Source organism: Mesorhizobium sp. WSM4833 (genome assembly GCF_055811095.1).
Window position 1 is genome coordinate 383,237 of sequence record NZ_JBVVQG010000003.1, and the last position, 24,283, is coordinate 407,519.

Below are 24,283 nucleotides of genomic sequence, written 5' to 3' on the forward strand. Positions count from 1 at the left end.
ACGATGAGCTACACCAATTTCACCCTCGACACCGACGCCGACGGCATTGCGCTGGTCACCTGGGACATGCCCGGCCGTTCGATGAACGTCTTCACCGAAGAGGCGATGCGGGAATTGAACGCCATTGTCGACAAGGTGGCTGGTGACGCCGCCATCAAGGGCGCCGTGATCACCTCCGGCAAGGATACCTTCTCCGGCGGTGCCGATATCTCTTTGCTGCAGAAGATGCTGACGACCTTCGCCGCGGAAAAGGGCAAGGACGCCGAAAAGGCGACCAAGGCGCTGTTCGACAATGCCGGCATGATGACCGGCCTGTTCCGCAAGCTGGAAACTTGCGGAAAGCCGTGGGTGTCGGCGATCAACGGCACCTGCATGGGCGGCGCCTTCGAATTGTCGCTCGCCTGCCACGGCCGTGTCGCCGCCGATAGCGACAAGGTGAAGATGGCGCTTCCCGAGGTGAAGATCGGCATCTTCCCGGGCGCCGGCGGCACCCAGCGCGTGCCGCGGCTGACCGATCAGCAGCAGGCGTTGCAGATGCTGACCTCCGGCCAGACGCTGTCGCCGCAGAAGGCCAAGTCGATGGGCCTGATCCATGAGATCGCCGAGCCGGCCAGGTTGATCGAGACCGCCAAGGCGATGATCAGGAATGGGCTGAAGCCGGTGGCGCCATGGGACGAGAAAGGTTTCAAGCTGCCCGGCGGCCAGATCTATTCGCCGGCCGGTTTCAATCTGTGGCCGCCGGCGATCGCCATCCTGCGTCGCGAGACCTATGGCAACTATCCGGCCGCCGCCGCGATCCTCAAATGCGTCTATGAAGGCCTGCTGGTGCCGTTCGACACCGCCTTGCGCATCGAGCAGCGCTATTTCACCGAGATCATGCAGACCAGGGAAGCGGCGGCGATGATCCGCTCGTTGTTTGTGTCGCTACAGGAACTGAACAAGGGCGCCCGCCGCCCGGCCGGCGTGCCCGAAACCAAGTTCAAGAAGATCGGCATTCTCGGCGCTGGCTTCATGGGCGCCGGCATCGCCTATGTCACCGCCAAGGCCGGCATCCCGGTGGTGCTGCTCGACCGTGATCTGGAGTCGGCCGCCAAGGGCAAGGCGCATTCCGACAGCCTGGTCTCGGATCAGGTCAAGAAGGGCCGCGCCAAGCCGGAGGACAAGGACAAACTGCTGTCGCTGATCACGCCGACGGCGGACTATGCCGACCTTGCCGGCTGCGATCTGGTGGTCGAGGCGGTGTTCGAGGATTCGGGCGTCAAGAAGAGCGCCACCGAACAGGCGGAAGCCGTGTTGAAGCCATCGGCGATCTTCGCGTCGAACACCTCCACCATCCCGATCTCGTCGCTGGCCAAGAATTCGGCGCGGCCGAAGAATTTCATCGGCATCCATTTCTTCTCGCCGGTCGACAAGATGATGCTGGTGGAGATCATTTTGGGCAAGAAGACCGGCGACAAGGCGCTGGCCACCGCGATCGACTTCGTTCGCGCCATCAAGAAGACGCCGATCGTCGTCAACGACACGCGCGGCTTCTACGTCAACCGCTGCGTGCTGCGCTACATGTCGGAAGCCTACAAGATGCTGATCGAAGGTGTGCCCGCGCCGATGATCGAGAACGCGGCGAAGGCAGCCGGCATGCCGGTCGGCCCCCTGGCACTGACCGACGAAACGGCCATCGACCTTGCCCAGAAGATCATGAAGCAGACCATCAGGGATTTGGGCGACAAGGCGGTCGATCCCAAGCAGATGGCGCTGATCAACACCATGGTCGACGATCACGGCCGCTTCGGCCGCAAGAACGGCAAGGGTTTTTACGATTATCCGGCCAAGCCCGCCAAGAAGAAGCTGTGGCCGGGCCTCAGGGATCTCTATCCGCAGCTTGCACCCGAGAAGGTCGATTATGAGGAACTGCAGCAGCGGCTGCTGGTCACCATCGCGCTCGAAGCGGCCCGGGTGATGGAAGAAGGCATCGTCACCGACCCGCGCGAGGCCGATGTCGGCTCGATCCTCGCCTTCGGCTTCGCTCCCTATACCGGCGGTGCGCTGTCCTACATCGACGGCATCGGCGCCAAGGCGTTCGTCAAGATCGCCAGAAACCTGCAGAAGAAATACGGCGCCGAGTTCAAGGCGCCCAAGCTGCTGCTCGACATGGCCGAGAAGGGTGAGAGCTTCTATCAGCGCTTCGATCCCTATGCGAAAGGCGAGACCAGGAAAGCGGCGTGAGTAAGCCTTGCACTGTGGACAAGATGGCGGTCCGGGGTTAGAACAGGGAAGGTATTTTTTCCTGTTCAAAGGAGAGCGACACATGCTCTCGCATGACCGTGTCTGGGCTGCCATTGATGCTCTTGCCGAGCGCTATTCGCTTTCGGCCTCGGGGCTGGCCAAGCGTGCGGGGCTCGATTCCACCGCCTTCAACAAGTCGAAGCGCCTGTCGTCGGATGGCCGGCCGCGCTGGCCCTCGACCGAATCACTGGCAAAGATCATGGAGGCAACGGGCGCTTCCCTCGACGAATTCACCGGTTTGATTGAAGGTCGGGCCGGGGCCAGCCATGCGGCTTCGGTCGCCCGCCGAAGCTCCGTGCCGCTGCTCGGCTTTGCCCAGGCCGGCGCCGGCGGCTTCTTCGACGATGCCGGCTTTCCAGCCGGGCAGGGCTGGGATCTGATCGAACTGCCGACGCAATCGACCGAGAGTTCCTATGCTTTGCAGGTGCAGGGCGATTCCATGCTGCCGCTCTACCGCAATGGCGACGTCCTCATCGTCGAACCGGGCGCCGTTACCCGCAAGGGCGATCGCGTCGTCGTCAAGACCACATCAGGCGAAGTGATGGCCAAGGTGCTCGAGCGCCAGACCGTCAGGTCGATTGCGCTGGTCTCGCTCAATCCCGATCATCCCGACCGCGATATTCCCATGCGCGATGTCGAATGGGTGGCGCGGATTGTCTGGGCAAGCCAATAGGTCAAGCTGGTGCGGCTTCTCCATCATGCGCTGGCGGTTCTGATGGTCCCTGTGATGGCAGCCATTGTCGTCACTGGCGGTCACACTCTGAAAGGTAGTGAAAGCGTCATCACCGTGGACCAGCTTGATCCGGGCGCCGATGCGATGGCGCAGCAGGCTGCCGGGACGCTGCCCGAGGAGCCGGCCACATCGGCCATCGCAGCTCCGCAGCCGGCGACGCATTCGAGGGCGATCGATCCCGAAATCGTCGCGCCGCCGGAACTGCCCGCCGACGGGCTTGAACGGATCGAGCCGCGCGAGCCGCTGAGCAAACTCGCGCTGGCCGTGCCGCCCAAGCCGAAAATGCCTGACGACTGGAACGGCACAAAGCTGTTCCAGCCGGTTGCGCCGGCCGCCGGCTTGATCGAGGCGAAGGGCTACTCGGTCGCGGTTTCCGGCATCGACATCGTCAGGCAGGACGAGATTTGCAGCGAGGACGGCAAGTCCTGGCCGTGCGGCGTCCGGGCGAGGACAGCGTTCCGCGCCTTCCTGCGCGGCCGCGCGGTGGTCTGCACGGTGCCGCCGCAGGGCGGCCGCGACCTGATCGCAGCCGAGTGCCGGATCGGCAAGCAGGATGTAGGTCAGTGGCTGGTCGAAAATGGCTGGGCGCGCGCCGCCAAGGGCGGCCCCTATGTCGAGGCCGGCGACAAGGCGCGCATGGGCAAGAAGGGCATTTTCGGATCGGCGCCCGATCTGTCGGGCATGCCGGCGATGCCGGCCGCGCCAGGCCCGGCACCTCAGGCGCCGGGTTCGATCCTGGAAGAGGTCGACGGCGTGCTCAAGCCAGCTGACCAGCCAGCGCCCGCTCAATGAGCGCACGCGTCTCGGCAACGCCGTAGAGTGCTGCGAACGAGCCGAAGCGCGGGCCGCGCTCCTGGCCGATCAGCACCTGGTAGATCATCTGGAAGAAGGCGCCCGATACGCCGGGGCCGCCTTCCGGGCTCTGCTTGGAATGATCCTGATAGCGCTCGATCCTGCGTGCGACGTTGAGCGAGGCGTTCTGGATCGCTTCGCCGCTGGCGTCCGCCGGCAGCGCGCCAAGTGCTTCGTCGAGGGCTGCCAGCGCTTCGCGCTCGACCTCGTCGGCGGGCCGGAAGGTTTTCGTCGGCTTCACGAAATCGTCGAAATAGCGGATCGCATGGCCGACCAGCCGGTCGAGCTCTGGATGCGTCGCCGGCGTCACGCCTTGCGTATGACGTGAAATGAACCCCCACAGCACATCCTTGTTCTGCGCGTTGGAAGCGCTGACCAGATTGAGCAGCAGAGAGAACGGCACCGGCATGTCGATCGCGGGCGGGTTGCCGTCATGCATATGCCAGACCGGGTTGCCCAGCCGCTCCTTCCAGTCCTGGCGGGGATAGGCGGCGAGGAACGTGTAGTATTCATCCACGGCCCGCGGGATGACGTCGAAATACAGCTTCTTGGCCTGCCGCGGCCGTTGGTACATGTAGAGCCCGAGGCTTTCGGTCGGCGCATAGGTCAGCCACTCGTCGATGGTCAGCCCGTTGCCCTTCGACTTCGAGATCTTCTGGCCGTTCTCGTCGAGGAACAGTTCGTAGACGAAATGCTCCGGCGCCCGTCCGCCCAGAATGTTGCAGATACGGTCGTAGACCACCGCATTGGTCTGGTGGTCCTTGCCGAACATTTCGAAATCGACACCAAGCGCTGCCCAGCGCATGCCGAAATCCGGCTTCCACTGCAGCTTCACGCGGCCGCCGGTGATCGAAAGCGTGGTCTCGGTGCCCTCGTCGTCGAAGGTGATGGTGCCGGCTTTGGCGTCGACATGCTTCATCGGCACGTAAAGCACGCGGCCGCTCTTCGGCGAGATCGGCAGGAACGGGCTGTAGGTCGCCTGCCGCTCGGGCCCGAGCGTCGGCAGCATCACCGCCATGATCTGCTCATAGCGCTCGGCAGCGCGCTTGAGCATCGCGTCGAAACGGCCGGCCTTGTAGTATTGGGTCGCGCTGGCGAACTCGTAGTCGAAGCCGAACGTGTCGAGGAAGCGGCAGAGCATCGCATTGTTGTGGTCGGCGAAGCTCGCATAGTCGCCGCCGAAGGGGTTGGGAACCGACGATAGCGGCTTGTGCAGATGCGGCTCGAGTGCGGTGCGGTCCGGCACGCTGTCGGGTATCTTGCGCATGCCGTCCATATCGTCGGAAAAGCACAGCAGCTTGGTCGCGACCTTGTCCTGCGTCAGGACACGGAAGGCATGGCGCACCATCGAGGTGCGCGCCACCTCGCCGAATGTGCCGATATGCGGCAGGCCGGACGGCCCGTAGCCGGTCTCGAACAGGACTGTTTGCGGAAAGTCGGCGCCTTTGTAGCGCTCGATGATCTTTTTGGCTTCCTCGAACGGCCACGCCTTGCTTTCGGTCGCGGCCGCCAGTAGCTCGGGGTTGAGATCGATGATGTTTGATCCCGCCATGTCACAGTTTTCCAAATCATCTGCCGGCCCGAAGGCGGGCCGCAGCAAGGGTTTTTCAACCGGTCTCTAGGCGTGCAGCGCCGGAGCGTCAACGCGTGCGGCGCTTTTTCCTTGCGGTGCAGAACGGGCGTTCCTAACTTCGAGGCCCGGTTCAAGGAGAAAAAATTGCCGACACCTCATGAAGCCCTGATCTATCTGATGGTCATCACCTCGGCCTCCGACCGCGACATGACCGATGTTGAACTGGCGCGGATCGGCGAGGTCGTCCGCTCCTGGCCGGTGTTCGAGGACTTCAACCACGACAGGCTGGTCGGCGTCGCCCAGGACTGCCAGAAGCGCCTGCACGAAAAGGATGGGCTGGAGGGTGTGCTGGCTGAAGTCGCCGAGGTCTTGCCCGAGCGGCTGCGCGACACCGCCTATGCCGCCGCCTTCGAGGTTGCCGCCGTCGACCTCGAAATGCGCATGGAAGAGGTGCGGGTGCTGCAGCTGATCCGGCGTCAGCTAGATCTCGACACGCTGACGGTTGCTGCCATCGGCCGCGCGGCCAAGGCGCGGCTGCGTACCCTGACCTGAAAGTCCTTGGCTTTAGAAAAAACTGACGGGGAAATAGCGCAGATAAAATTCGGCGAACGTGCCTTTCATTGAAATTTCCTGCAGCGCGTAGTCGATCGCTGCGGCCAGCGCCGGATTGTCCGCTTTGGTGGCGATGGCCATGCCCGTGCCCAGATATTCGGGCGCCAGATAGGGCCCGCCGGCAAAGCGGCAGCAGCCCGCCGCGTCCGAGCCACCCAGCCAGAAAGCCAGGCGCATGCCGTCGCCGAAGGCGGCGTCGACCTTGCCGGCCTTGAGATCGGCATACAGTTCTTCCGGCCTGTCGAAAGGGACGACCTGGACCGTGTTGAAATAGTCGCGCAGCATGCGCTCATGCGCCGAGCCTGATATCACGCCGACTCGCTTGCCGTGCAATTTGTCAAAGACGGGCTCGGTCAGCGCCTTGCCCTTCGGCATGATGAAGCGCGCCGGAAACTGCAGATAGGAGCGTGAGAAGGCGTAGGTCGCGCGCGATTCCGGTGTTGCGGCGATGCCGGCGATGATCGCCTCGCCTTCGCCTTTCTGCAGTGCGCCTTCCAGCTCGGCCCAGGGCAGGGCCTGGATCTGGCATTTTTCGACAATGCCAAGCTCGGCGCAGATGGCGCGTGCCAGATCGATGTGGAAGCCGGACAGCTTTCCCGCACCGTCGAGGAAGTTGAAAGGCGGGAAGTCCGTGGTGGTGAGGAATCTCAGCCGGGGCAGCTTCGAAAGGTCTGGCTTGGGCAGCCGCTCCTTGGCATCCCACAGCACCGGAACCTGAGGCGCCGCGGCGCGCGCACCGTCGGCGAACGACAGCAACCCGATCAGCATCGCAAAGGCGAAGGACCTCCACCGGAACGCCAAGATAAAACTCCGCCACAGTCGTGCTCGCACCGGTTTTGGTACGAAAATGGTACAGGCACAATGGTTTTTGATTTCAACACGCCGATTTCAGGATATGATTTAGCCGGTTTGCAAATCAGCTTCGGTCGCCTCGGTGAGAGGGAGCCACAAAATAAGTCTGCGATTTGCAATCCGTGGTCGGTGGCGAAGTGTAAATCAGGCACGCATCATTGGCCGCAATGCACAAGGCAACATGGGGTTGATGTTGCGATGGGTCAGTTCGATCGCACGCTGGAATACATAGACCAACTGCAGCACGCCGCAACGGCGGCGGCGGTCTGCGAAAGGCTGCTGGGCATAACATCGGATTTCGGTCTCACCGCACTGATGGCGGGAACCGTCCCGCAGCCAGGCACGCCGGCCGGCCAGCAAAAGCAGCATGTGCTTCTCTGCGATTGGCCTGGCGAGTGGCTGGAGCGCTATGTCGCGCGCAACTATGTCGATCATGACCCGGTCGTCAGCCATATGAAACAGTTGCAGGCGCCCTTCCAGTGGCACGAAGCGTCCCAAGGCATCCGCATAGACAAAAGCAGCGGCGAGGTGATGGGCGATGCCGGCGCCTTCAAACTGCGCGATGGGTTGGCCTTTCCGCTGATCACGCTCGACGGCCAGATCGTCATGGTGTCGCTGGGCGGCGAGGCCGTGGAATTGTCCGCCGCCGAATTCGGCCAGGTGTCGCTGGTCTCGACCTACGCGGTTGGCCGCGCCATGCAACTCCACACCATGGCGAACAAGACCATCGATCATATCGTGCTGACGCCGCGCGAGCGCGAATGCCTGCAATGGGCCGCCGTCGGCAAGTCCGAATGGGAGATTTCGCAAATCCTCGGCATTTCCGAACACACCTCGGAGAAACATCTTCTTAACGCCAAAAGCAAACTAGGTGCCGTCAACAGGGTGCAGGCCGTCGCGGAAGCGATACGGCGCGGCTACATTAGTTAGGTCGGCCGTGCCGACCTGAAATCCTTGCCTACGCGATCACGCAATTTTCTCATCAAAGCACGGCCGTATCTTCCTCTGAACGCAGGAGACGGCGGAATGCTTTTTTCCCTTACAACCCAGGAATTGATGGAACGTCCCGACCTTTGGGAGGCCGTCCATCGTTTGCGCTACAAGATATTCGTCGAGGAGATGGGGTGGGATGACCTCAGGCGCCCCGACGGGCTCGAACTCGACCAGTTCGATCACGACGAGGCGGTCCATCAGATCGTCATCAGGGGCGGTGAAGTGGCGGGTTATCAGAGGATGTTGCCGACGACGCGGCCACATCTGCTGACCGAGGTCTTGACCGATCTTTCTGAAGGAACGCCGCCGTCGGGTCCAAACATCTGGGAATTGACCCGCTATGCGGTGGCTCCCGGTTTTCGCGATGGCCGTCGCGGCGTTTCGACCGTCGGCACCGAACTGATTGCCGGTTTCGTCGAGTGGGGGCTGAAGCGCGGCGTCGACAAGGTGATCATCGAGTTCGAGCCGATGTGGGTGCTGCGCGCCTTGCAACTGCATTTCCTGGCGACCCCGCTTGGCTATCAGCGCACCTATGGCAACCAGCAGGTGGTCGCCACCTTGCTGACCTTCAACGAGCACACACTCGATGTGGTGCGGTCGCGCCGCAATCATTTTGCTCCCGTGCTGGCCAGGGGATATCCCGACATGCTCGGGCAAAGGCGTGCGTCATGAGATCGGAGACAGTCATGAGCACACATCCGCAACCTGAACTTCGCAACCACACGCTGGTGGTCACCGTGTCGTCGAGTGACGGCCGGCCGGTGCTGGACAGGAGGGCCTATGAAAGCCTGGCAAGGACCTTCCATGAAGCAGCCGACAATGAGGAGGTTCGCGTCGTCGTCTTGCGCGGCCTGGCAGGCTGTTTCTGTCTGGGCGGCGACTTCTCCGAATTCCTCGACGCCACCAAGCACCAGAAACTGATCGCCGCCGTCACCGACCTGTTCCGCACGCTGGCGACGTTTCCAAAGCCCATCCTTGCCTGCGTCGATGGCGATGCCGTCGGTGTCGGCTGCACCATCCTGTTCCATTGCGACATGGTGATTGCGTCCGATGAGAGCACGTTCAGGGTGCCGTTCGTCGATTTCGGCCTGGTGCCGGATGCGGCGACCAGCATCCTGGCGCCGCAAAAGCTCGGCTACGCCGGTGCCTTCCGCTTCTTCTGCCTCGGCGACACGCTTCGCGCCGAAGATGCCAGGGCGCTCGGCCTGGTCGCGGAGATCGTGCCGGGAGGCACCGTCGAGGAGGCGGCCCTTGGTCGGGCAAGACAGCTCGTCAAGAAGCCGGTCGCCGCCCTGCTGCAGACGCGCGGCCTGCTGAAAGGGAACACCGAGGCCCTCTGCGACCGCATCGATCAGGAGATCTCGCTTTTCCAGCAGGCGCTGCAGGATGATACGACGCTGCGGCGATTGCAGCGTATCGCCAGGCTGGCGGCTTAAGCATCATGATTGCGTCGCGCGGTTCCTTGCCGCGCGACGCAAAAAAGCGTCAATCCTGTTTTCCCAGGAATGACGGCCCTTCGCCGATGATCTTCTTGTCTTCCTTGCCGATGATTTCGAGATCGCGCCCCTCATAGGGCAGAGACGACAGGATGCGCCGCATGACCGCAAGCCGCGCGCGCCGCTTGTCATTGGCCCGTACGATGATCCACGGCGCGAATTCCTTGTGGGTGCGCTCGAACATTGTGTCGCGCACCTTGGTGTAGTCGTCCCACTTGGTGATGCCCGCAACGTCGATGGGCGAAAACTTCCAGCTCTTCAGCGGGCTGTAGCGGCGGTCGTGGAAGCGCTCGAGCTGCGTTTCCCGGCCGATGTTCAGCCAGAATTTGAAGAAGTGAATCCCCTCGTTGGAGATCATCCGCTCGAAATGCGGCGTCTCGTCGAGAAACTGCTCGTGCTGCTGCGGCGTGCAGAAACCCATCACCGGCTCGACGCCGGCGCGATTGTACCAGGAGCGGTCGAAGGTGACGAATTCGCCTGAAGTCGGGAAGTGGTCGACATAGCGCTGGTAATACCATTGCCCCAGTTCGGTCGGGGTCGGCTTGGTCAGCGCCACGTTGCGTGCCGTGCGCGGATTGAGGTACTGGCGCACCACGAAGATCGTGCCGCCCTTGCCGGCAGCGTCGCGGCCCTCGAACAGCGCCATCACCCGTTTGCCGGTCGACTGCAGCCAGGCCTGCGCCTTGACCAGCTCGATCTGCAGCTTCTCGAGCGTCTCGTCATACTCATCACTTTTCATCTTCTTGTCGTAGGGATAGCCGCCGGCAGTCAGCTTGTTGTCCTCGACCCAGTCGGGAAGCACGGGGTTTTCGATGTCGAACTCCCGTTCCTTGCCGCCGATCCTGATCTTCAGCGGCCCCGAAGTTGGCGCGGCGGGACTTTCCTTGGCTTTTTTCATCGAGACGAACCCTTTCCAGCTTCCGGACTCATGCTATGGGGAGCCTCCGGAACGGTCTAGTGGAAGTTTTTCCGCCACCGTGGACCGGGTGCGAAGGCATGGGGTGCGGGCCCGCGGGCAGATGGCTGACCTGGACACAGAGCAGAGAGGCACCACGCAAACCATGGCCGCACGGCTGTGGAACAGCCGCTGGCTGCTTGCGGCCGGCGTCGTCGCGGTCGTCGCCGTTTATGCCTTGGCCGAGATTTCATCCTATATCGTCCTCGCGGCGCTGCTGTTGCTGCTTGCAGCGGCAATACTGCCGGCCGCCGGCGCGCGCCAATCCACCGGCAGCGGAGCTGCCATCGAGGCCACCGGCCTGCAGAGGCTCTCGGGTGAGTATCTTGCGGCCGCCGTCGCCGATCCGCTGATCATCTTCGACCGGGCTGCCACCATCGTCCATGCCAACGCCGCCGCCTTCGCCGCTTTCGGCGGCATCGCGCCAGGCATGTCGCTGTCGCTGAAATTCCGGGCGCCGGAAATGCAGACCCTGCTGGATGGCGTGCTATCGGGCGACGTCGCCTCCGATGTCGTCGACTACATGGAGAAGCTGCCGGTCGAACGGGCTTACCGGGTGAGCGTGTCCTCGGTCGGTCACGCCACCGATCTCTATGTGCTGGTGTTCAAGGACCAGAGCGAAACGCGCAGGATCGACCGCATGCGCGCCGACTTCATCGCCAATGCCAGCCACGAACTGCGCACCCCACTTGCCTCCATCGCCGGCTTTATCGAAACGCTGCGCGGGCCAGCCCGCAACGACGCGGCGGCGCGCGACCAGTTTCTGCAGATCATGCAGAGCCAGACCGGCCGCATGGCGCGTCTGATCGACGATTTGTTGTCGCTGTCGCGGCTCGAGATGAAACCCTATCTGAAGCCGGGAACCGAGGTGGACCTGCGCCAGACCGTCGACAGCGTCATCGACTCGCTCGGACCGCTGGCCAGCGAAAACGCCGTTGCCATCGAGCGGCGCTACGCCGACGGACCGGTTCATGTGCCTGGCGATCGCGATGAGCTTTTCCAGGTTTTCGAGAACCTCCTGGAAAACGCCTGCAAATACGGGCAGTCGGGTGGGCGCGTGGTTGTATCCATAGCGCATAGCGATGCCGGACCAGAGCCGGGCATCGACGTGACGATCAGGGACTTTGGCCCTGGCATTCCCGAGGAGCACATTCCGCGCATTACCGAGCGCTTCTACCGCGTCGATGTCGAGACCAGCCGGACCCAGAAAGGCACCGGCCTCGGCCTGTCGATCGTCAAGCATATCCTGACGCGCCACAACGCCCGGCTTTCGATCAAGTCCGAAGTCGGCAACGGCGCGGCATTCTCGGTTCATTTGCCGGCGCACTGATATCGCCCTAATTCAAGGGGACTGTTTCTTTTTTCTGTCATCCGGCTAGCGTATCAGCGGGGATTCGAGGAAACGACTCAAAATCAAAACACCCCGTGGGAAGGCATTTTGCCATGCAGTCCGTGCACATCGTCAGCGCTTATGACGAGGAGTTGAAATATCTGTCGAAGCGCATCGCCGCGATGGGTGGCCATGCCGAGCGCATGGTCGAACAGGCGGTCACCGCTCTCGTCAATGCCGACCCGGGCCTTGCCCAGAAGGTCATCCGCGACGATACCGTACTGGACGAGGGCCAGCGCGAAATCGACGACAAGGCGATCATCATCATTGCCAAGCGTCAGCCGATGGCGGCGGATTTGCGCGAGATCGTCGGGACCATCCGCATCTCCGCCGACCTCGAACGGGTTGGCGATCTCGCCAAGAATGTTGCCAAGCGGGTGGTCGCCGTCACCGACGGACGCCAGCCGACCAGCCTGTTCCGCGGCCTCGAGGCCCTCTCCAACCTGGCGTTGACCCAGCTCAAGGAAGTGCTCGACGTCTACGCGTCCCGTTCGGTGGAGAAGATCGGCTTCGTGCGCGATCGTGACGACCAGATCGACGCCATGTACACATCGCTGTTTCGCGAATTGCTGACCTACATGATGGAAGATCCGCGCAACATCACGCCCTGCACGCATCTGCTGTTTTGCGCCAAGAACATCGAGCGTATCGGTGATCACGCCACCAACATAGCCGAGACCATCTACTACATCGTCACCGGCGATCAGCTGCCGGCTGAGCGGCCCAAGGGCGACAAGACCGACAAAATCAGCCTTTCCGAGACGCAGCCGGTGAAGTGAACGCCGCCTCTCGAACCGTCACCCGATTTACGATAAGCTTTCCGGGCTTTGCCTCTATCCTCGTCCGTGGATTTGCTCCGGGAGGTCGTGATGGAAAATGTTCGGAACCTGACCCCTGCGCCTGCGCCGATATCCGGCATTATCGCTTGCGGCGTTTACACGGCGGGGCGCCGCATCGCCGACATTCCCATCGAGGAAGCCGGCGAATGGGCAAAAAAATCCGGTCACGTCGTCTGGATCGGCCTGTTGGAGCCCGACCGTAACCTGTTGCTGCGCGTCCAGGCGCAGTTTCACCTGCATGAGCTGGCGATCGAGGATGCCGAGCACCCGCACCAGCGGCCGAAGATCGAGCAATATGGCGACGCCTTGTTCATCGTCGCCCGCACCGCGCAGCTGATCGAGGGCCGGGTCACCTTCGGCGAGACCCATTTGTTCGTCGGCTCAGGCTACATAGTCAGCGTCAGGCACGGTCCCTCGACGTCCTATGCCGCCGTTCGTCAGCACTGGGAAAGCTGCCCGCACTCGCTGGCCAAGGGCGAGGATTTCGTCCTCTATGCCATCCTCGATTTCATCGTCGACAATTACATGCCGGTGCTCGAGCAGATCGAGGACGAGGTCGAGGCGATCGAGGACAAGGTTCTGCTGAAGCCGATGACCGCTCCCGACATAGAGCGGCTCTATATGCTGCGCCGCGATCTCCTGCGCCTGCGCAATGCCGCGCTTCCGCTGGTCGAAGTCTGCCGAAGGCTGACCAGCGCCGAGCTGCCGCAGATCCACACCGCCATGCATCCGCTGTTCCGCGACGTCACCGATCACATCCGCACCGTTCAGGAGAAGATCGACAGCCTGCGCGAGGTGCTGGCATTCGCTTTCGAGGCGAGCTTGCTGGTCGGCCAGAGTCAGGAAACGGCCAACACCAAGAAGCTCGCCTCCTGGGCCGCAATCCTGGCGGTGCCGACGGCGCTCGCCGGCATTTACGGCATGAACTTCAGCGACATGCCGGAACTGAAGATGGAATACGGCTATCCGGTGGTTCTGGCCACGATCGCGCTGATCTGCGCGTTTCTGTATTGGCGGTTCAGGAAGAATGGCTGGTTGTGAAGTAGGGCAGTAGGGCAGTAGGGCAGTAGGGCAGTAGGGCAGTAGGGCAGTAGGGCAGTAGGGTGGCATTTCGTGAGCGCGACTTTCCGCGCACATACTGCCCTACTGCCTTACTCCCCTATTCCCTTATCTACCTGCTCCGCCGCCGCTCCGATGCCGGCTGGAATGCCACGCGGGCGTGGTACTTGCAGTAGGGACCGGTTTCGGCGGCATCGTTGCCGCAGAAATGGAAGTCCTCTGAAAGCGGATCGCCGTTCGGCCATTTGCAGGTCCGCTCGGTCAGTTCGACCAGCTGCAGATGCCGCGAGATCGGCAGCACGACATTTTCGACCGGGCGGATGTAATGGCGTGCCACGGGTTCGGCGTCGAACTGCGTCTGCAAAGCAGTGGCGCCGACCGATGTCGTGACATGGCGTGCCGTGGTTGCGGCGCGTGATACCGATTTCTGGACAGTCGATCCTTGCGCTGCCTTCTTCTGGCGTGTCGGCGTGGCGGTCGAGCGACCGCGGCCCGACAGTTTCAGCCGATGCACCTTCCCGATGACCGCATTGCGGCTGACCCCTCCAAGCTGCGCAGCAATCTGGCTTGCGCTCAGACCCTCCGACCACAGTTTTCTCAAGAGTTCTACCCGCTCGTCAGTCCAGTTCATGAGACCGCGCTCCTCTAAGCGTGCGGCAATCGGAATCCTTCTCCCGACCCGGCAACATTTGCCAGGGCAGACACCACATATATCTGGTGATTAGGTCCGCCGCACGAAATCTAGCTATTTCTCGACTACAACTACTCTATGCGCTGACTCGGTGACAAGAGTCCCAAGTGCAACACGAATCGGTTTTTTCGGTTTTCCCCAACTTGCCCGGTCGCTTATGAGCCGGCGTCCCGTTGGGGGGGCTTGCCGCGCGCCACTACGCGACGTTTTCGTTGACTTCATGGCCGAAAAACAGGATAAGCCGCACAGGCCGCCGCTTTGGCGGCTTTTTTGATTTTCCGGTACCGGAGACGCATATAATGAGCGGTTCGGCGCTTTACGAGACCTTTGCTCGCGCACCCCTGGCCTTCGACCACGGGGAAGGCACATGGCTGATTACCGACAAGGGCGAGCGATATCTCGATTTCGCCGGCGGCATCGCCGTCAATTCGCTGGGCCACAGCCATCCGCACCTGGTCGCCGCACTCACCGAGCAGGCAGCCAAGCTGTGGCATGTCTCCAACCTCTACGAGATCCCCGGGCAGAGCCGGCTTGGCGAACGGCTGGCCGACGCCACCTTCGCCGACAAGGTGTTCTTCACCAATTCCGGCGCCGAGGCGCTGGAATGCGCGATCAAGACGGCGCGGCGCTACCATTTCGTCAAAGGCCATCCCGAGCGCTTCCGCATCATCACCTTCGAAGGCGCCTTCCACGGCCGCACGCTGGCGACCATCGCGGCTGGCGGCCAGTACAAGTATCTCGAGGGCTTCGGCCCCAAGGTCGAGGGTTTCGACCAGGTCGGCTTCGACGACATTGACGCCGCCGAAAAGGCGATCACGCCGGAGACGGCCGCGATCCTGATCGAGCCGGTGCAGGGCGAGGGCGGTATCCGCCCGGTGCCGACGCAGTCGCTGAAGCGGCTCAGGCAATTGTGCGAGCAGCACGGCCTGCTGTTGATCTACGACGAGGTCCAGTGCGGCATCGGCCGCACCGGCAAGCTGTTCGCACATGAATGGTCGGGTGTAACGCCCGACATCATGGCGATTGCCAAGGGTATCGGCGGCGGCTTCCCGATGGGCGCCTGCCTTGCCACGGATGAAGCGGCGGTCGGCATGACCGCCGGCGTGCATGGCACCACGTTCGGCGGCAACCCGCTTGCCATGGCGGTCGGCAACGCCGTGCTCGATGTCGTGCTGGAAGACGGCTTCCTCGAAGATGTCCAGCGCAAGGCGCTGCTGATGAAGCAGGGTCTGGCGTCGGTCGCCGACGAGTTTCCCGAAATCATCGAGGACATCAGGGGTGCCGGGCTGATGCTCGGCCTCAAATGCGCCATGCCCAACACCAAGGTGAACATGGCCTTGCGCGACCAGCACCTGTTGACGGTTCCGGCCGGCGACAACGTCATTCGCCTGTTGCCGCCGCTCACCGTCACCGACGCCGAGATCCATGACGCGCTCAACCGCATCCGCGCCGGCGCCAAGGGCCTGGCGGAGGCGATCGCTTCCGCCGCGGCGAAGTAATCCCGGAATCATTGCTGATGTCAGTTCGCCATTTCACCGATCTTTCCACCGTTTCCGAAGGCGACCTGCGCTTGATGCTGGACGACGCGGTGGTGCGAAAGGCGCGGCTCAAGGCCGGCGAGCGCACCAAACCGCTCGAAGGCAAGGTGCTGGCGATGATCTTCGACAAGCCGTCGACGCGCACGCGCGTCTCCTTCGACGTCGGCATGCGGCAGCTCGGCGGCGAGACCATCATGCTGACCGGCACCGAGATGCAGCTCGGCCGTTCCGAGACCATCGCCGACACCGCCAAGGTGCTGTCGCGCTATGTCGATGCGATCATGATCCGCACCACCTCGCATGAGCGGCTGCTGGAATTGACCGAGAACGCCACCGTGCCGGTGATCAACGGACTGACCGACGATACCCATCCCTGCCAGCTGATGGCCGATATCATGACCTTCGAGGAACATCGCGGTCCGGTAGCCGGCAAGACCATCGCCTGGACCGGCGACGGCAACAATGTGCTGCATTCCCTGCTCGAGGCCTCGGCCCGGTTCCGCTTCAACCTCAACGTCGCCGTTCCCGAAGGCAGCGAGCCGGCGCAGAAGCATATCGATTGGTCGCAGGCGCATGGCGGCAAGCTGCACTTCACCCGCTCGCCCGAGGAAGCCGTCGACCAGGCCGACTGCATCGTCACCGATTGCTGGGTGTCGATGGGCCAGGAGCATCGCGCCCGCGGCCACAATGTGTTCTCGCCCTACCAGGTCAATGCCAAGCTGATGGCGAGAGCCAAGCCGGACGCGCTGTTCATGCATTGCCTGCCGGCGCATCGCGGCGAGGAAGTGACAGACGAGGTTATCGACGGACCGCATTCGGTGGTCTTCGACGAAGCCGAGAACCGGCTCCATGCCCAGAAGGCCGTGCTTGCCTGGTGTCTAGGCGCTTGAAGTGTCTGGGCGCTTGATCCCTGGGAGCTTGATCTGCGGGCGTGTGATGCCTATTTGCGCCGCATCACGCAAATCAAGCGCGTTTCGACGCATGCGCCCCGGAGGGCGGCATGGCCGCGCCCTGGAGCTTTGTCATGTTGGAAACCTATCAAGTGACTGAACATCACCCCAAACTCGGCGAATTCGGCTATGCCGGCGACGATCACGTCGTGCCGTTCGAGGTCGGCCCTCTCGACGTGCGCGGCCGCACGGTCCAACTCGGGCCGATGCTGGACGCCATCCTCAGCCGCCACGATTATCCCGAGCCGGTCGCCCGCCTGCTGGCGGAGGCCTGTGTGCTGACCGTGCTGCTCGGCACTTCGCTGAAGTTCGAGGGCAAGTTCATCCTGCAGACCCGCACCGACGGACCCGTCGACATGCTGGTTGCGGATTTTTCCACGCCCTCGGCGCTGCGCGCCTATGCGCGTTTCGATGCCGACCGGCTGGAAGCGCTGGTCGCGGCGGGCGAAACCTCCCAGCAGACGCTGCTCGGCAGTGGCGTGCTGGCGCTGACCATCGACCAGGGCGCCCATACGCAGCGCTATCAGGGTATCGTCCAGCTCGATGGCGAGACCCTGGAAGACGCGGCACGCACCTATTTCCGTCAGTCGGAGCAGATCCCGACGGATATCAGGCTGTCGGTGGCCAAGCTTTTGACGCCCGGTCCCGGCGGCGCCCGCGAGCAATGGCGCGCCGGCGGTATCCTGGCGCAGTTCCTGCCGCAGTCGCCCGAGCGCATGCGCGTCCCGGACCTGCCGGGCGGCGATGGCGATCCGCGTGAGGAGATCCACGATCCGGTCGACAATTCCTGGCAGGAGTTGCTGGCTCTGCTCGGCACCATCGAGCCGACCGAACTGATCGACCCGACGATCGGCGCCGAGCGGCTGCTCTACAGGCTGTTCCACGAGCATGGCGTGCGCGTCTTCGGCGGCGTTCCGGTCGCCGACCAGTGCTCGTGCTCCAGGGACAAGATCCGCGGCATCCTCGAGGGTTTTTCCGCCCAGGAGATCAAGGACAGCACCGAAGACGGCGGCATCCACGTCGCCTGCGAATTCTGTTCGAAGCAATATGATTTCGACCCGGCGGAATTCGCGGCCCAGTAGAGTAGAAACCACGCCTCACCGGTCGCTCCGCGGCCGGTGAGGCGAAATCAATTCACCGTCCGCCGCGTCCCCGGCAAGTCCAGCGAAAACGCCGGAATGGCGATGTCGAACGTCTCGCCCCGCTTGTTGCGCATCGTGTAATGCCCGACCATGATGCCGGACGGTGTCGAGAGCGGGCAACCGGATGTGTACTGGTAGCTGTCGCCGGGATTGAGTTCGGGCTGGTCGCCGACCACGCCGGGGCCGCGCACTTCCTCGACCCGGCCGGTGCCGTCGGTGATGTGCCAATAGCGCGACAGAAGCTGCACGAAATCGTCCGACTGATTGTCGATCGTTATCTGATAGCCCCAGACATAGCGGTTCTCCGAGGGATCCGAACGGTCCTCCAGATAGAACGGCCTGACCTGCACTTCGATGTTGCGCGTGACGGCGCTATACATAAGCGGCTCCAAAAAACGGTTCCAGCGGAACTTTCGGCGCTCCGTGCGGTTAGGTCAACCGATCGAAGCCTCCTCTGGCCGGCCTCGCGGGCAGGTGCCGACAAAGAATGTCATTTAAGTGACATATGACAATGATGGTGTGCGCGGACTGGTGACGCGCGACTCGGGCGCTCTGCTGAACTGTTGAAACCGGCCATCTTGCGGACCGGTTTTCCTGGAGTGACCGGACCTCGATGCAACTCACTCTCATAGCCGCCACGCTTTCAACCGTCCTCATCCTCTCGAATCTCGCCAGCATCGTGCTCGCCGCGTCGCGTCTGAGACGGCGTCGCACCATTGCGCCGCCGGCCGGCAAGCCGCGGCCAGTGTCGATCGTCGTGCCGTCGCGCGGCGTCGAGCCGTTCACGCAGGAGACGCTGGAACGCGCCTTCTCGCTCGACTGGCCGCGCTATGAGCTGATTTTCTGCGTCGCCCATGCCGACGATCCGGTGGTCAAATTGATAAACAGGACGATCGTCCGGTTTCCGAAAGTGCCGGCCCGGCTGCTTGTCGGCGACGACCGCATCAGCGCCAATCCGAAACTCAACAATTGCGTCAAGGGCTGGGAAGCGGCGCGGCACGACTGGGTCGTCCTGGCCGATTCCAACGTGCTGATGTCGAGGGACTACATCCAGCACCTGATGGCTGCCTGGCGGCCCGGCACCGGCCTTGTCTGCTCGACGCCGATCGGCTCGCGGCCGGCCGGCTTCTGGGCCGAGGTCGAATGCGCTTTCCTCAACACGCTGCAGGCGCGCTGGCAATATGCCGGTGAGGCGCTCGGCCTCGGCTTTGCCCAGGGCAAGAGCATGCTCTGGAACAAGCCGATGCTCGACGCCAATGGCGGCATCCGCGTGCTGGCCGCCGAGATCGCCGAGGATGCCGCTGCGACCAAGCTGGTGAACAGTCTCAGCCTGCGCGTCAATCTCGTCGCCGCCCCCTTCGAGCAGCCGCTTGGCCGGCGCTCGTTTGACGAGATCTGGTCGCGTCAGGCCCGTTGGGCGCGCCTGCGCCGCGTCACTTTCCCGCTGTTCTTCGCACCCGAAATCCTGACCGGCGCCGTGGTGCCGCTGGTGCTTGCGCTGATTGCAGCAGCAAGCGCCGGCTTCAGCCTCTGGGCAACCGCCCTTGCCGTGCTGGCGGCCTTCTATCTTCCGGAGTGCGCCCTGGCCTGGTCCAAGGGCTGGTACCTGTCGCCACGCATGGTCGCCGCGATCATGGCGCGCGACCTGATCCTGCCGGCGATGTGGGCGCGCGGCTGGCTCGGCGGCGCCGTCGACTGGCGCGGCAATGCGATGACCATCGGCACCAAGACGGCCGAGCTGGAAGAGACGCCGTCCGGCGCCTGAAGGCCTCCTACCTGGCCTTCAGCGCCTGCGCGATGTCCTCGAGCAGATCGTCGGCATCCTCCAGGCCAACCGACAGCCTGAGCGTGCCCGGCCCGATGCCGAGCTCGGCGCGCGCCTCGTCGCTGAGATTCTTGTGCGTCGTCGTCGCCGGGTGGGTGATCAGGCTCTTGGCGTCACCGAGATTGTTGGAGATCAGGACGATGTCGAGCGCGTTCTGCAAGGCGAAGGCCGCCTGCTTGCCGCCCTTGACGTCCAGGCAGATCAGCGTCGAGCCGCCCGACATCTGCTTCTTGACGATGTCGGCCTGCGGATGGTCGGCGCGGCCGGGATAGATGACGCGCGCGATTTCCGGCCGTTCGGCCAGAAAATCCGCGATCCGGCCGGCACTTTCCGTCTGCTGGCGTACGCGCAGCGGCAGCGTTTCCAGGCCCTTCAGCAGCGTCCAGGCGTTGAAAGGCGAAAGGCTTGGGCCGGTATGGCGGAAATAGTCGTGCAGGTTCTCGTCGATCCACTTCTTGTCCGACAGGATGACGCCGCCGAGACAGCGCCCCTGGCCGTCTATGTGCTTGGTCGCCGAATAGACGACGACATGGGCGCCGAGCTGCAAGGGCTTCTGCTGCAGGGGCGTGGCGAAGACATTGTCGACGATCAGCCTGGCGCCGATCGAATTGGCAAGCGAAGCGACAGCGGCGATATCGACCACTTCCAGCGTCGGATTGGTCGGGCTTTCCAGGAAGAACAGCTTGGTGTTCGGCTTGACCGCCTTTTCCCAGTTGGCGATGTCGGTGCCGTCGACCAGCGTCGCCTCGATGCCGTATCTCGGCGCCAGCGTCTCGACCACCCAGCGGCAGGAGCCGAACAGCGCGCGTGCCGCCACGATATGGTCGCCGGCCTTGGCGCTGCACAGAAGGGCGGCCGTCACCGCGGCCATGCCGGACGCGGTGGCGCGCGCGTCTTCCGCACCTTCCAGCGCGCACATGCGCTTCTCGAACATGTCGACTGTCGGATTGGCGTAGCGCGAATAGATGAAACCCGGCTCTTCGCCCTTGAAACGGGCTTCGGCGGCTTGCGCCGTTTCGTAGACATAGCCTTGGGTGAGATAGATCGCTTCTGACGTTTCGCCGAAACCGGAACGCAGCGTTCCGCTGTGCACGAGTGCCGTCTGAGGCTTCCAGTTGCGCTTCTTGGTGCTCATCGCTTTTCTTCCAGACACAAAAAAACCGGCCGCGAAAGTCGCAACCGGTCCATACGGCCTTGCGGCCCGACGGTCCTTTAGCGACTTGTTTAACGTGGCTGCAAGCCGACCGGCCAAATCACCACGGGATAACGACCCTTTAGACCCGCACCGCGCTTGCGTCAATTGCCGGCTTCATTAAGAGGTTTGTACCAAGCAGGAGTGGAGCCTTGCGGCAGACAGGCATTCTTCCCGACCAGGACATATCGGCGCTGCTCCAGTCCGGCGCGCTGAAGTCGGCGCGTGCGCTCGATGCCGACCAGATCCAGCCGGCCAGCCTCGATCTCAGGCTCGGCGACAAGGCCTGGCGGGTGCGCGCTTCCTTCCTGCCCGGCCCCAACCACAAGGTCTCGGAAAAGCTCGACCGGCTGCAGCTGCACGAGATCAATCTGGCCGAGGGCGCGGTGCTGGAGACCGGCTGCGTCTACATCGTGCCCCTGCTTGAAAGCCTGGCGCTGCCGGCGGACATTTCAGCCTCGGCCAATCCGAAGAGTTCGACCGGACGGCTCGACATCTTCACCCGCGTCATGACCGATCGCGGCCACGAGTTCGACAAGATCGCGGCCGGCTATCATGGCCCGCTCTTTCTGGAAGTCAGCCCGCGCACCTTCCCGATCGTCGTCCGCACCGGGTCGCGCCTGTCGCAGATCCGTTTCCGCACCGGCAATGCGCTGCTCTCCGAAGCCGAGTTGCACGACCTGCATCGCACGCAGATGCTTGTCGCCACCGAGCCGCCGAACATTTCCGGCGGCGGCATCGCGCTGTCGATCGACCTCAACGGCGATCAAAGCGGCTTGGTCGGCTATCGCGGCAAGCATCACACCGGCCTCGTCGATGTCGACAAGCGCGCGGCCCAGGAAGTCGTCGACTTCTGGGAACCGATCCACAAGAGCGGCGCCGGCGAACTGGTGCTCGACCCCGATGAATTCTACATCCTCGTCAGCCAGGAGGCGGTGCATGTGCCGCCGCTCTACGCCGCCGAGATGACGCCCTTCGATCCGCTGGTCGGCGAATTCCGCGTCCATTATGCCGGCTTCTTCGATCCGGGCTTCGGCCATTCCGCATCCGGCGGCACCGGCAGCCGGGCGGTGCTGGAAGTGCGCAGCCATGAAGTGCCGTTCATCCTCGACCACGGCCAGATCGTCGGCCGGCTGGTCTACGAGCATATGCTGAAGCGGCCGCAGGCGCTCTACGGCACCGATCTCGGCTCCAACTACCAGGCGCAGGGCCTGAAGCTGTCCAAGCATTTCCGCGCCGCGCGCTGACCCTCATTGCCCCAAGGCAAAATACTTGCCTGTGCCGGCTCGCCATGCTTGGCTGCCTTGCCGCCCGTCAAGCTGGCGGCGTTCAAGGGGAACCAAGAAAATGCGATTTTCGAAATGGGTCATATCGGCGGCGGGCGCTGCCATGCTGGCAACACTGGCCGGCTCTCTGTCGGTGCAGGCGGCGGAGAAAATCAAGATCGGCACCGAGGGCGCCTATCCGCCGTTCAACACCATTACCGCCGACGGCAAGGTCGAAGGCTTCGACATCGACATCGCCAATGCGCTGTGCGCGCAGATGAAGGTCGAATGCGAGATCGTTACCCAGGACTGGGACGGCATCATTCCCGCTTTGCAGGCCAAGAAATTCGACGCCATCATCGCCTCGATGAGCATCACCGAGGAGCGCAAGAAGCAGGTCGCCTTCACCAACAAATATTATACGACACCGCTGGCTCTGGTGGCGCCGAAGGACACCGATCTCACCTCGACCGAACCGGCGGCCCTTGCCGGCAAGACGATCGGTGCCCAGGCTTCGACCACGCAGGCCGACTATGCCCAGAATGAATATGGCAAGGCGGGCGCGGAGGCCAAACTCTATCCCACCCAGGAAGAGGCGATCACCGACCTGACCAACGGTCGTCTTGACGCTGTGATCTCGGACAAGTTCGTGCTGATGGACTGGCTGAAGAAGGCAAGCGACGGCTGCTGCAAGCTGGTCGGCGACGTCAAAGGCACCGAGACCCAGGCCGGCATCGCCGTGCGCCTGGACGACACGGCCCTGCGCGACAAGCTCAACGCGGCCATCGACGCGATCGTTGCCGACGGCACCTACAAGAAGATCCAGGCCAAGTATTTCGACTTCGATATCTATTGAGGCAGAGGCGCCTTTTTCCTTCTCCCGCAAGGGGAGAAGGACAGGGCGCGCTCTCAAAGCGCCTTCACAGCCACCTTCACCGGCTGCTCGATCTCAAGCGGGTTGCGCAGCGGCAGGCCGAAATCCCCGGCCTCGATCTCGAAGACATCGCCGGCCTCGGTCGTGATGCCGTCGGCGAAGGACAGTGTCGCCGTGCCGAACATGTGCACATGCACGTCTCCCGGCTGGCGGAAGGCCGCGTATTTGAAATGATGATGTTCGAGATTGGCGATGGTGTGCGACATGTTCGCTTCGCCGGACAGGAACGGCTTCTCCCACAGCACCTCGCTGTCGCGCACGATGCGCGAGGTGCCGCGGATGTCGGACGGCAGGTCGCCGATCAGGATCTCCGGCCCGAACGAGGCGTTGCGCAGCTTGGAATGCGCGAGGAACAGATAGTTCACGCGCTCGGTGACGTGGTCGGAAAACTCGTTCGACAGCGTGAAGCCGACGCGGAAAGGTGCGCCGTCGTCGCCGATGACATAGATGCCGGCGACTTCGGGCTCTTCGCCGGCGTCCTTGGCAAAGGCCGGTGACAGGAGTGCGGCGCCTGGCGCCACCGCCATCGTGCCGTTGCCTTTGTAGAACCATTCCGGCTGCACGCCGATCTGGCCTTTCGCCGGCTTGCCGCCCTCCAGCCCCATGCGGAACATCTTCATGGAATCGGTGAGCTGCTCCTCGCCGTCGGCGCTCAGCTTCTTGTGCATGGAATCGCGCGTCGCGGCGGAGCCGAGATGCGTCAGCCCGGTGCCGGTCAGGTGCAGATGCGCCGGATCGGGGTGATTGATCGGCGACAGCAGCCGCCCCTTCTTGTAAGCGGCCTCGAGATCGACCGTCTCGCCAAGCCCCTTGCGTTCGATCAGCGCGACGAGGCCGACGCCGGTGCGGGCGGCCTCCATCGCCAGCGAATAGACGCTGCGGGCGCCATTGATGATCCGGGTCTTGCCGCCATTGCGGGCGACGACGCGGATGGTCTCGGCGTCGTCAAGGATCTGGGAGATCAGCATGATGAATCCTCTCTCATTTGCCTTGGCAGGGCTGCCAAAACGGCAAACCTTGCTCAGCGCGGCCGGGACCTCGTCCATGCCACGGTTTAAATTCTCAGTTCGGATTGCGCTCGCGGGCCTGGTCCCTCAGGGACTTCTGTT

23 protein-coding genes and 1 riboswitch are annotated in these 24,283 nt (G+C 63.1%); of the genes, 16 read left to right on the forward strand and 7 right to left on the reverse strand.

What is annotated here, in order from left to right; all coding sequences use genetic code 11:
* The first annotated feature begins 3 nt into the window (after nucleotides 1–3).
* The 3 genes from AC0L2D_RS07715 to AC0L2D_RS07725 all read left to right on the forward strand — a co-directional run bounded on the left by AC0L2D_RS07715 (nucleotide 4) and on the right by AC0L2D_RS07725 (nucleotide 3,808).
* Entirely contained in the window at nucleotides 4–2,223 is a 2,220-nt protein-coding gene (locus AC0L2D_RS07715; RefSeq protein ID WP_473540699.1) for a 3-hydroxyacyl-CoA dehydrogenase NAD-binding domain-containing protein, read from the forward strand.
* 82 nt (nucleotides 2,224–2,305) lie between these two features.
* Nucleotides 2,306–2,956 (forward strand): S24 family peptidase, encoded by a 651-nt coding sequence (locus AC0L2D_RS07720; RefSeq protein WP_013533656.1) that lies wholly within the window; start codon nucleotides 2,306–2,308, stop codon nucleotides 2,954–2,956.
* A gap of 9 nt (nucleotides 2,957–2,965) precedes the next feature.
* Complete coding sequence (locus tag AC0L2D_RS07725; protein WP_348628039.1) at nucleotides 2,966–3,808, forward strand: thermonuclease family protein; 843 nt, start codon at nucleotides 2,966–2,968, stop codon at nucleotides 3,806–3,808.
* Here AC0L2D_RS07725 and AC0L2D_RS07730 read toward each other — a convergent pair.
* A complete protein-coding gene (locus tag AC0L2D_RS07730) occupies nucleotides 3,774–5,420 on the reverse strand; it encodes a lysine--tRNA ligase (RefSeq protein ID WP_473540701.1) in 1,647 nt (548 codons plus the stop codon). The genes AC0L2D_RS07725 and AC0L2D_RS07730 overlap by 35 nt on opposite strands.
* Nucleotides 5,421–5,585: 165 nt before the next feature.
* On the opposite strand from AC0L2D_RS07730, the gene AC0L2D_RS07735 reads away from it, so the two are divergent.
* Nucleotides 5,586–5,993 carry a tellurite resistance TerB family protein gene (locus AC0L2D_RS07735; protein WP_013533653.1) on the forward strand — a complete coding sequence of 136 codons (408 nt, stop codon included), beginning with the start codon at nucleotides 5,586–5,588 and terminating at the stop codon, nucleotides 5,991–5,993.
* 12 nt (nucleotides 5,994–6,005) lie between these two features.
* Here AC0L2D_RS07735 and AC0L2D_RS07740 read toward each other — a convergent pair whose 3' ends face one another.
* A complete protein-coding gene (locus tag AC0L2D_RS07740; protein WP_337122843.1) occupies nucleotides 6,006–6,854 on the reverse strand; it encodes a transporter substrate-binding domain-containing protein in 849 nt (282 codons plus the stop codon).
* A gap of 249 nt (nucleotides 6,855–7,103) precedes the next feature.
* On the opposite strand from AC0L2D_RS07740, the gene AC0L2D_RS07745 reads away from it, so the two are divergent.
* The 3 genes from AC0L2D_RS07745 (at nucleotide 7,104) to AC0L2D_RS07755 (ending at nucleotide 9,334) form a co-directional block, all read left to right on the forward strand.
* Nucleotides 7,104–7,835 carry a helix-turn-helix transcriptional regulator gene (locus AC0L2D_RS07745; protein WP_024503165.1) on the forward strand — a complete coding sequence of 244 codons (732 nt, stop codon included), beginning with the start codon at nucleotides 7,104–7,106 and terminating at the stop codon, nucleotides 7,833–7,835.
* A 96-nt stretch (nucleotides 7,836–7,931) separates the two neighbouring features.
* Nucleotides 7,932–8,570, forward strand: coding sequence for an acyl-homoserine-lactone synthase (locus AC0L2D_RS07750; protein ID WP_013533650.1), 639 nt, complete (start codon nucleotides 7,932–7,934; stop codon nucleotides 8,568–8,570).
* 14 nt (nucleotides 8,571–8,584) lie between these two features.
* Nucleotides 8,585–9,334, forward strand: coding sequence for an enoyl-CoA hydratase-related protein (locus AC0L2D_RS07755; RefSeq protein WP_013533649.1), 750 nt, complete (start codon nucleotides 8,585–8,587; stop codon nucleotides 9,332–9,334).
* Nucleotides 9,335–9,383: 49 nt separating this feature from the next.
* On the opposite strand, the gene ppk2 is transcribed toward AC0L2D_RS07755, so the two are convergent.
* Nucleotides 9,384–10,292 (reverse strand): polyphosphate kinase 2, encoded by a 909-nt coding sequence (gene ppk2, locus AC0L2D_RS07760; protein WP_013533648.1) that lies wholly within the window; start codon nucleotides 10,290–10,292, stop codon nucleotides 9,384–9,386.
* Between the two features lie 121 nt (nucleotides 10,293–10,413).
* On the opposite strand from ppk2, the gene AC0L2D_RS07765 reads away from it, so the two are divergent.
* The 3 genes from AC0L2D_RS07765 to AC0L2D_RS07775 all read left to right on the forward strand — a co-directional run bounded on the left by AC0L2D_RS07765 (nucleotide 10,414) and on the right by AC0L2D_RS07775 (nucleotide 13,619).
* On the forward strand, nucleotides 10,414–11,679 hold the full coding sequence (locus tag AC0L2D_RS07765; RefSeq protein WP_473540703.1) for a sensor histidine kinase: 1,266 nt from the start codon (nucleotides 10,414–10,416) through the stop codon (nucleotides 11,677–11,679).
* Between the two features lie 113 nt (nucleotides 11,680–11,792).
* Complete coding sequence (gene phoU / locus AC0L2D_RS07770; protein ID WP_013533646.1) at nucleotides 11,793–12,518, forward strand: phosphate signaling complex protein PhoU; 726 nt, start codon at nucleotides 11,793–11,795, stop codon at nucleotides 12,516–12,518.
* Nucleotides 12,519–12,608: 90 nt separating this feature from the next.
* Nucleotides 12,609–13,619: a magnesium and cobalt transport protein CorA gene (locus AC0L2D_RS07775; RefSeq protein ID WP_013533645.1), complete on the forward strand. Its 1,011-nt coding sequence runs from the start codon at nucleotides 12,609–12,611 to the stop codon at nucleotides 13,617–13,619.
* A gap of 130 nt (nucleotides 13,620–13,749) precedes the next feature.
* Here the strand turns inward: AC0L2D_RS07775 and AC0L2D_RS07780 are convergent, their stop codons facing one another.
* Nucleotides 13,750–14,268 carry a GcrA family cell cycle regulator gene (locus AC0L2D_RS07780; RefSeq protein ID WP_063170012.1) on the reverse strand — a complete coding sequence of 173 codons (519 nt, stop codon included), beginning with the start codon at nucleotides 14,266–14,268 and terminating at the stop codon, nucleotides 13,750–13,752.
* A gap of 359 nt (nucleotides 14,269–14,627) precedes the next feature.
* Here AC0L2D_RS07780 and AC0L2D_RS07785 point away from each other — a divergent pair, with 359 nt between their 5' ends.
* The 3 genes from AC0L2D_RS07785 (at nucleotide 14,628) to AC0L2D_RS07795 (ending at nucleotide 17,898) form a co-directional block, all read left to right on the forward strand.
* Nucleotides 14,628–15,827, forward strand: coding sequence for an aspartate aminotransferase family protein (locus tag AC0L2D_RS07785; RefSeq protein ID WP_063170013.1), 1,200 nt, complete (start codon nucleotides 14,628–14,630; stop codon nucleotides 15,825–15,827).
* A 17-nt stretch (nucleotides 15,828–15,844) separates the two neighbouring features.
* On the forward strand, nucleotides 15,845–16,756 hold the full coding sequence (gene argF, locus AC0L2D_RS07790; protein ID WP_013533642.1) for an ornithine carbamoyltransferase: 912 nt from the start codon (nucleotides 15,845–15,847) through the stop codon (nucleotides 16,754–16,756).
* Between the two features lie 110 nt (nucleotides 16,757–16,866).
* Nucleotides 16,867–17,898, forward strand: coding sequence for an Hsp33 family molecular chaperone (locus AC0L2D_RS07795; protein ID WP_013533641.1), 1,032 nt, complete (start codon nucleotides 16,867–16,869; stop codon nucleotides 17,896–17,898).
* 47 nt (nucleotides 17,899–17,945) lie between these two features.
* On the opposite strand, the gene apaG is transcribed toward AC0L2D_RS07795, so the two are convergent.
* Nucleotides 17,946–18,338 (reverse strand): Co2+/Mg2+ efflux protein ApaG, encoded by a 393-nt coding sequence (apaG, locus tag AC0L2D_RS07800; protein WP_013533640.1) that lies wholly within the window; start codon nucleotides 18,336–18,338, stop codon nucleotides 17,946–17,948.
* A 233-nt stretch (nucleotides 18,339–18,571) separates the two neighbouring features.
* Here apaG and AC0L2D_RS07805 point away from each other — a divergent pair, with 233 nt between their 5' ends.
* A complete protein-coding gene (locus tag AC0L2D_RS07805; protein WP_473540704.1) occupies nucleotides 18,572–19,723 on the forward strand; it encodes a ceramide glucosyltransferase in 1,152 nt (383 codons plus the stop codon).
* A 7-nt stretch (nucleotides 19,724–19,730) separates the two neighbouring features.
* On the opposite strand, the gene AC0L2D_RS07810 is transcribed toward AC0L2D_RS07805, so the two are convergent.
* A complete protein-coding gene (locus AC0L2D_RS07810; RefSeq protein WP_473540705.1) occupies nucleotides 19,731–20,918 on the reverse strand; it encodes an O-succinylhomoserine sulfhydrylase in 1,188 nt (395 codons plus the stop codon).
* Between the two features lie 57 nt (nucleotides 20,919–20,975).
* Nucleotides 20,976–21,053: riboswitch (SAM riboswitch) on the reverse strand.
* A gap of 74 nt (nucleotides 21,054–21,127) precedes the next feature.
* Here AC0L2D_RS07810 and AC0L2D_RS07815 point away from each other — a divergent pair.
* Together AC0L2D_RS07815 and AC0L2D_RS07820 are read left to right on the forward strand one after the other, a co-directional pair.
* A complete protein-coding gene (locus AC0L2D_RS07815; RefSeq protein ID WP_127365488.1) occupies nucleotides 21,128–22,222 on the forward strand; it encodes a 2'-deoxycytidine 5'-triphosphate deaminase in 1,095 nt (364 codons plus the stop codon).
* A 100-nt stretch (nucleotides 22,223–22,322) separates the two neighbouring features.
* Nucleotides 22,323–23,096 carry an ABC transporter substrate-binding protein gene (locus tag AC0L2D_RS07820; protein WP_473540706.1) on the forward strand — a complete coding sequence of 258 codons (774 nt, stop codon included), beginning with the start codon at nucleotides 22,323–22,325 and terminating at the stop codon, nucleotides 23,094–23,096.
* Between the two features lie 53 nt (nucleotides 23,097–23,149).
* Here the strand turns inward: AC0L2D_RS07820 and araD1 are convergent, their stop codons facing one another.
* Nucleotides 23,150–24,142 carry an AraD1 family protein gene (gene araD1 / locus AC0L2D_RS07825; protein WP_013533635.1) on the reverse strand — a complete coding sequence of 331 codons (993 nt, stop codon included), beginning with the start codon at nucleotides 24,140–24,142 and terminating at the stop codon, nucleotides 23,150–23,152.
* Nucleotides 24,143–24,283 lie beyond the last annotated feature (141 nt).

What these genes read in the sequence shown, in the direction of transcription:
- AC0L2D_RS07715 (WP_473540699.1), top strand. Translation starts at nt 4, where the DNA reads ATGAGCTACACCAATTTCACCCTCGACACCGACGCCGACGGCATTGCG.
- AC0L2D_RS07720 (WP_013533656.1), top strand. Translation starts at nt 2,306, where the DNA reads ATGCTCTCGCATGACCGTGTCTGGGCTGCCATTGATGCTCTTGCCGAG.
- AC0L2D_RS07730 (WP_473540701.1), bottom strand. Translation starts at nt 5,420, where the DNA reads ATGGCGGGATCAAACATCATCGATCTCAACCCCGAGCTACTGGCGGCC.
- AC0L2D_RS07745 (WP_024503165.1), top strand. Translation starts at nt 7,104, where the DNA reads ATGGGTCAGTTCGATCGCACGCTGGAATACATAGACCAACTGCAGCAC.
- AC0L2D_RS07750 (WP_013533650.1), top strand. Translation starts at nt 7,932, where the DNA reads ATGCTTTTTTCCCTTACAACCCAGGAATTGATGGAACGTCCCGACCTT.
- AC0L2D_RS07755 (WP_013533649.1), top strand. Translation starts at nt 8,585, where the DNA reads ATGAGCACACATCCGCAACCTGAACTTCGCAACCACACGCTGGTGGTC.
- ppk2 (WP_013533648.1), bottom strand. Translation starts at nt 10,292, where the DNA reads ATGAAAAAAGCCAAGGAAAGTCCCGCCGCGCCAACTTCGGGGCCGCTG.
- AC0L2D_RS07765 (WP_473540703.1), top strand. Translation starts at nt 10,414, where the DNA reads ATGGCTGACCTGGACACAGAGCAGAGAGGCACCACGCAAACCATGGCC.
- phoU (WP_013533646.1), top strand. Translation starts at nt 11,793, where the DNA reads ATGCAGTCCGTGCACATCGTCAGCGCTTATGACGAGGAGTTGAAATAT.
- AC0L2D_RS07775 (WP_013533645.1), top strand. Translation starts at nt 12,609, where the DNA reads ATGGAAAATGTTCGGAACCTGACCCCTGCGCCTGCGCCGATATCCGGC.
- AC0L2D_RS07780 (WP_063170012.1), bottom strand. Translation starts at nt 14,268, where the DNA reads ATGAACTGGACTGACGAGCGGGTAGAACTCTTGAGAAAACTGTGGTCG.
- AC0L2D_RS07785 (WP_063170013.1), top strand. Translation starts at nt 14,628, where the DNA reads ATGAGCGGTTCGGCGCTTTACGAGACCTTTGCTCGCGCACCCCTGGCC.
- argF (WP_013533642.1), top strand. Translation starts at nt 15,845, where the DNA reads ATGTCAGTTCGCCATTTCACCGATCTTTCCACCGTTTCCGAAGGCGAC.
- AC0L2D_RS07795 (WP_013533641.1), top strand. Translation starts at nt 16,867, where the DNA reads ATGGCCGCGCCCTGGAGCTTTGTCATGTTGGAAACCTATCAAGTGACT.
- apaG (WP_013533640.1), bottom strand. Translation starts at nt 18,338, where the DNA reads ATGTATAGCGCCGTCACGCGCAACATCGAAGTGCAGGTCAGGCCGTTC.
- AC0L2D_RS07805 (WP_473540704.1), top strand. Translation starts at nt 18,572, where the DNA reads ATGCAACTCACTCTCATAGCCGCCACGCTTTCAACCGTCCTCATCCTC.
- AC0L2D_RS07810 (WP_473540705.1), bottom strand. Translation starts at nt 20,918, where the DNA reads ATGAGCACCAAGAAGCGCAACTGGAAGCCTCAGACGGCACTCGTGCAC.
- AC0L2D_RS07820 (WP_473540706.1), top strand. Translation starts at nt 22,323, where the DNA reads ATGCGATTTTCGAAATGGGTCATATCGGCGGCGGGCGCTGCCATGCTG.
- araD1 (WP_013533635.1), bottom strand. Translation starts at nt 24,142, where the DNA reads ATGCTGATCTCCCAGATCCTTGACGACGCCGAGACCATCCGCGTCGTC.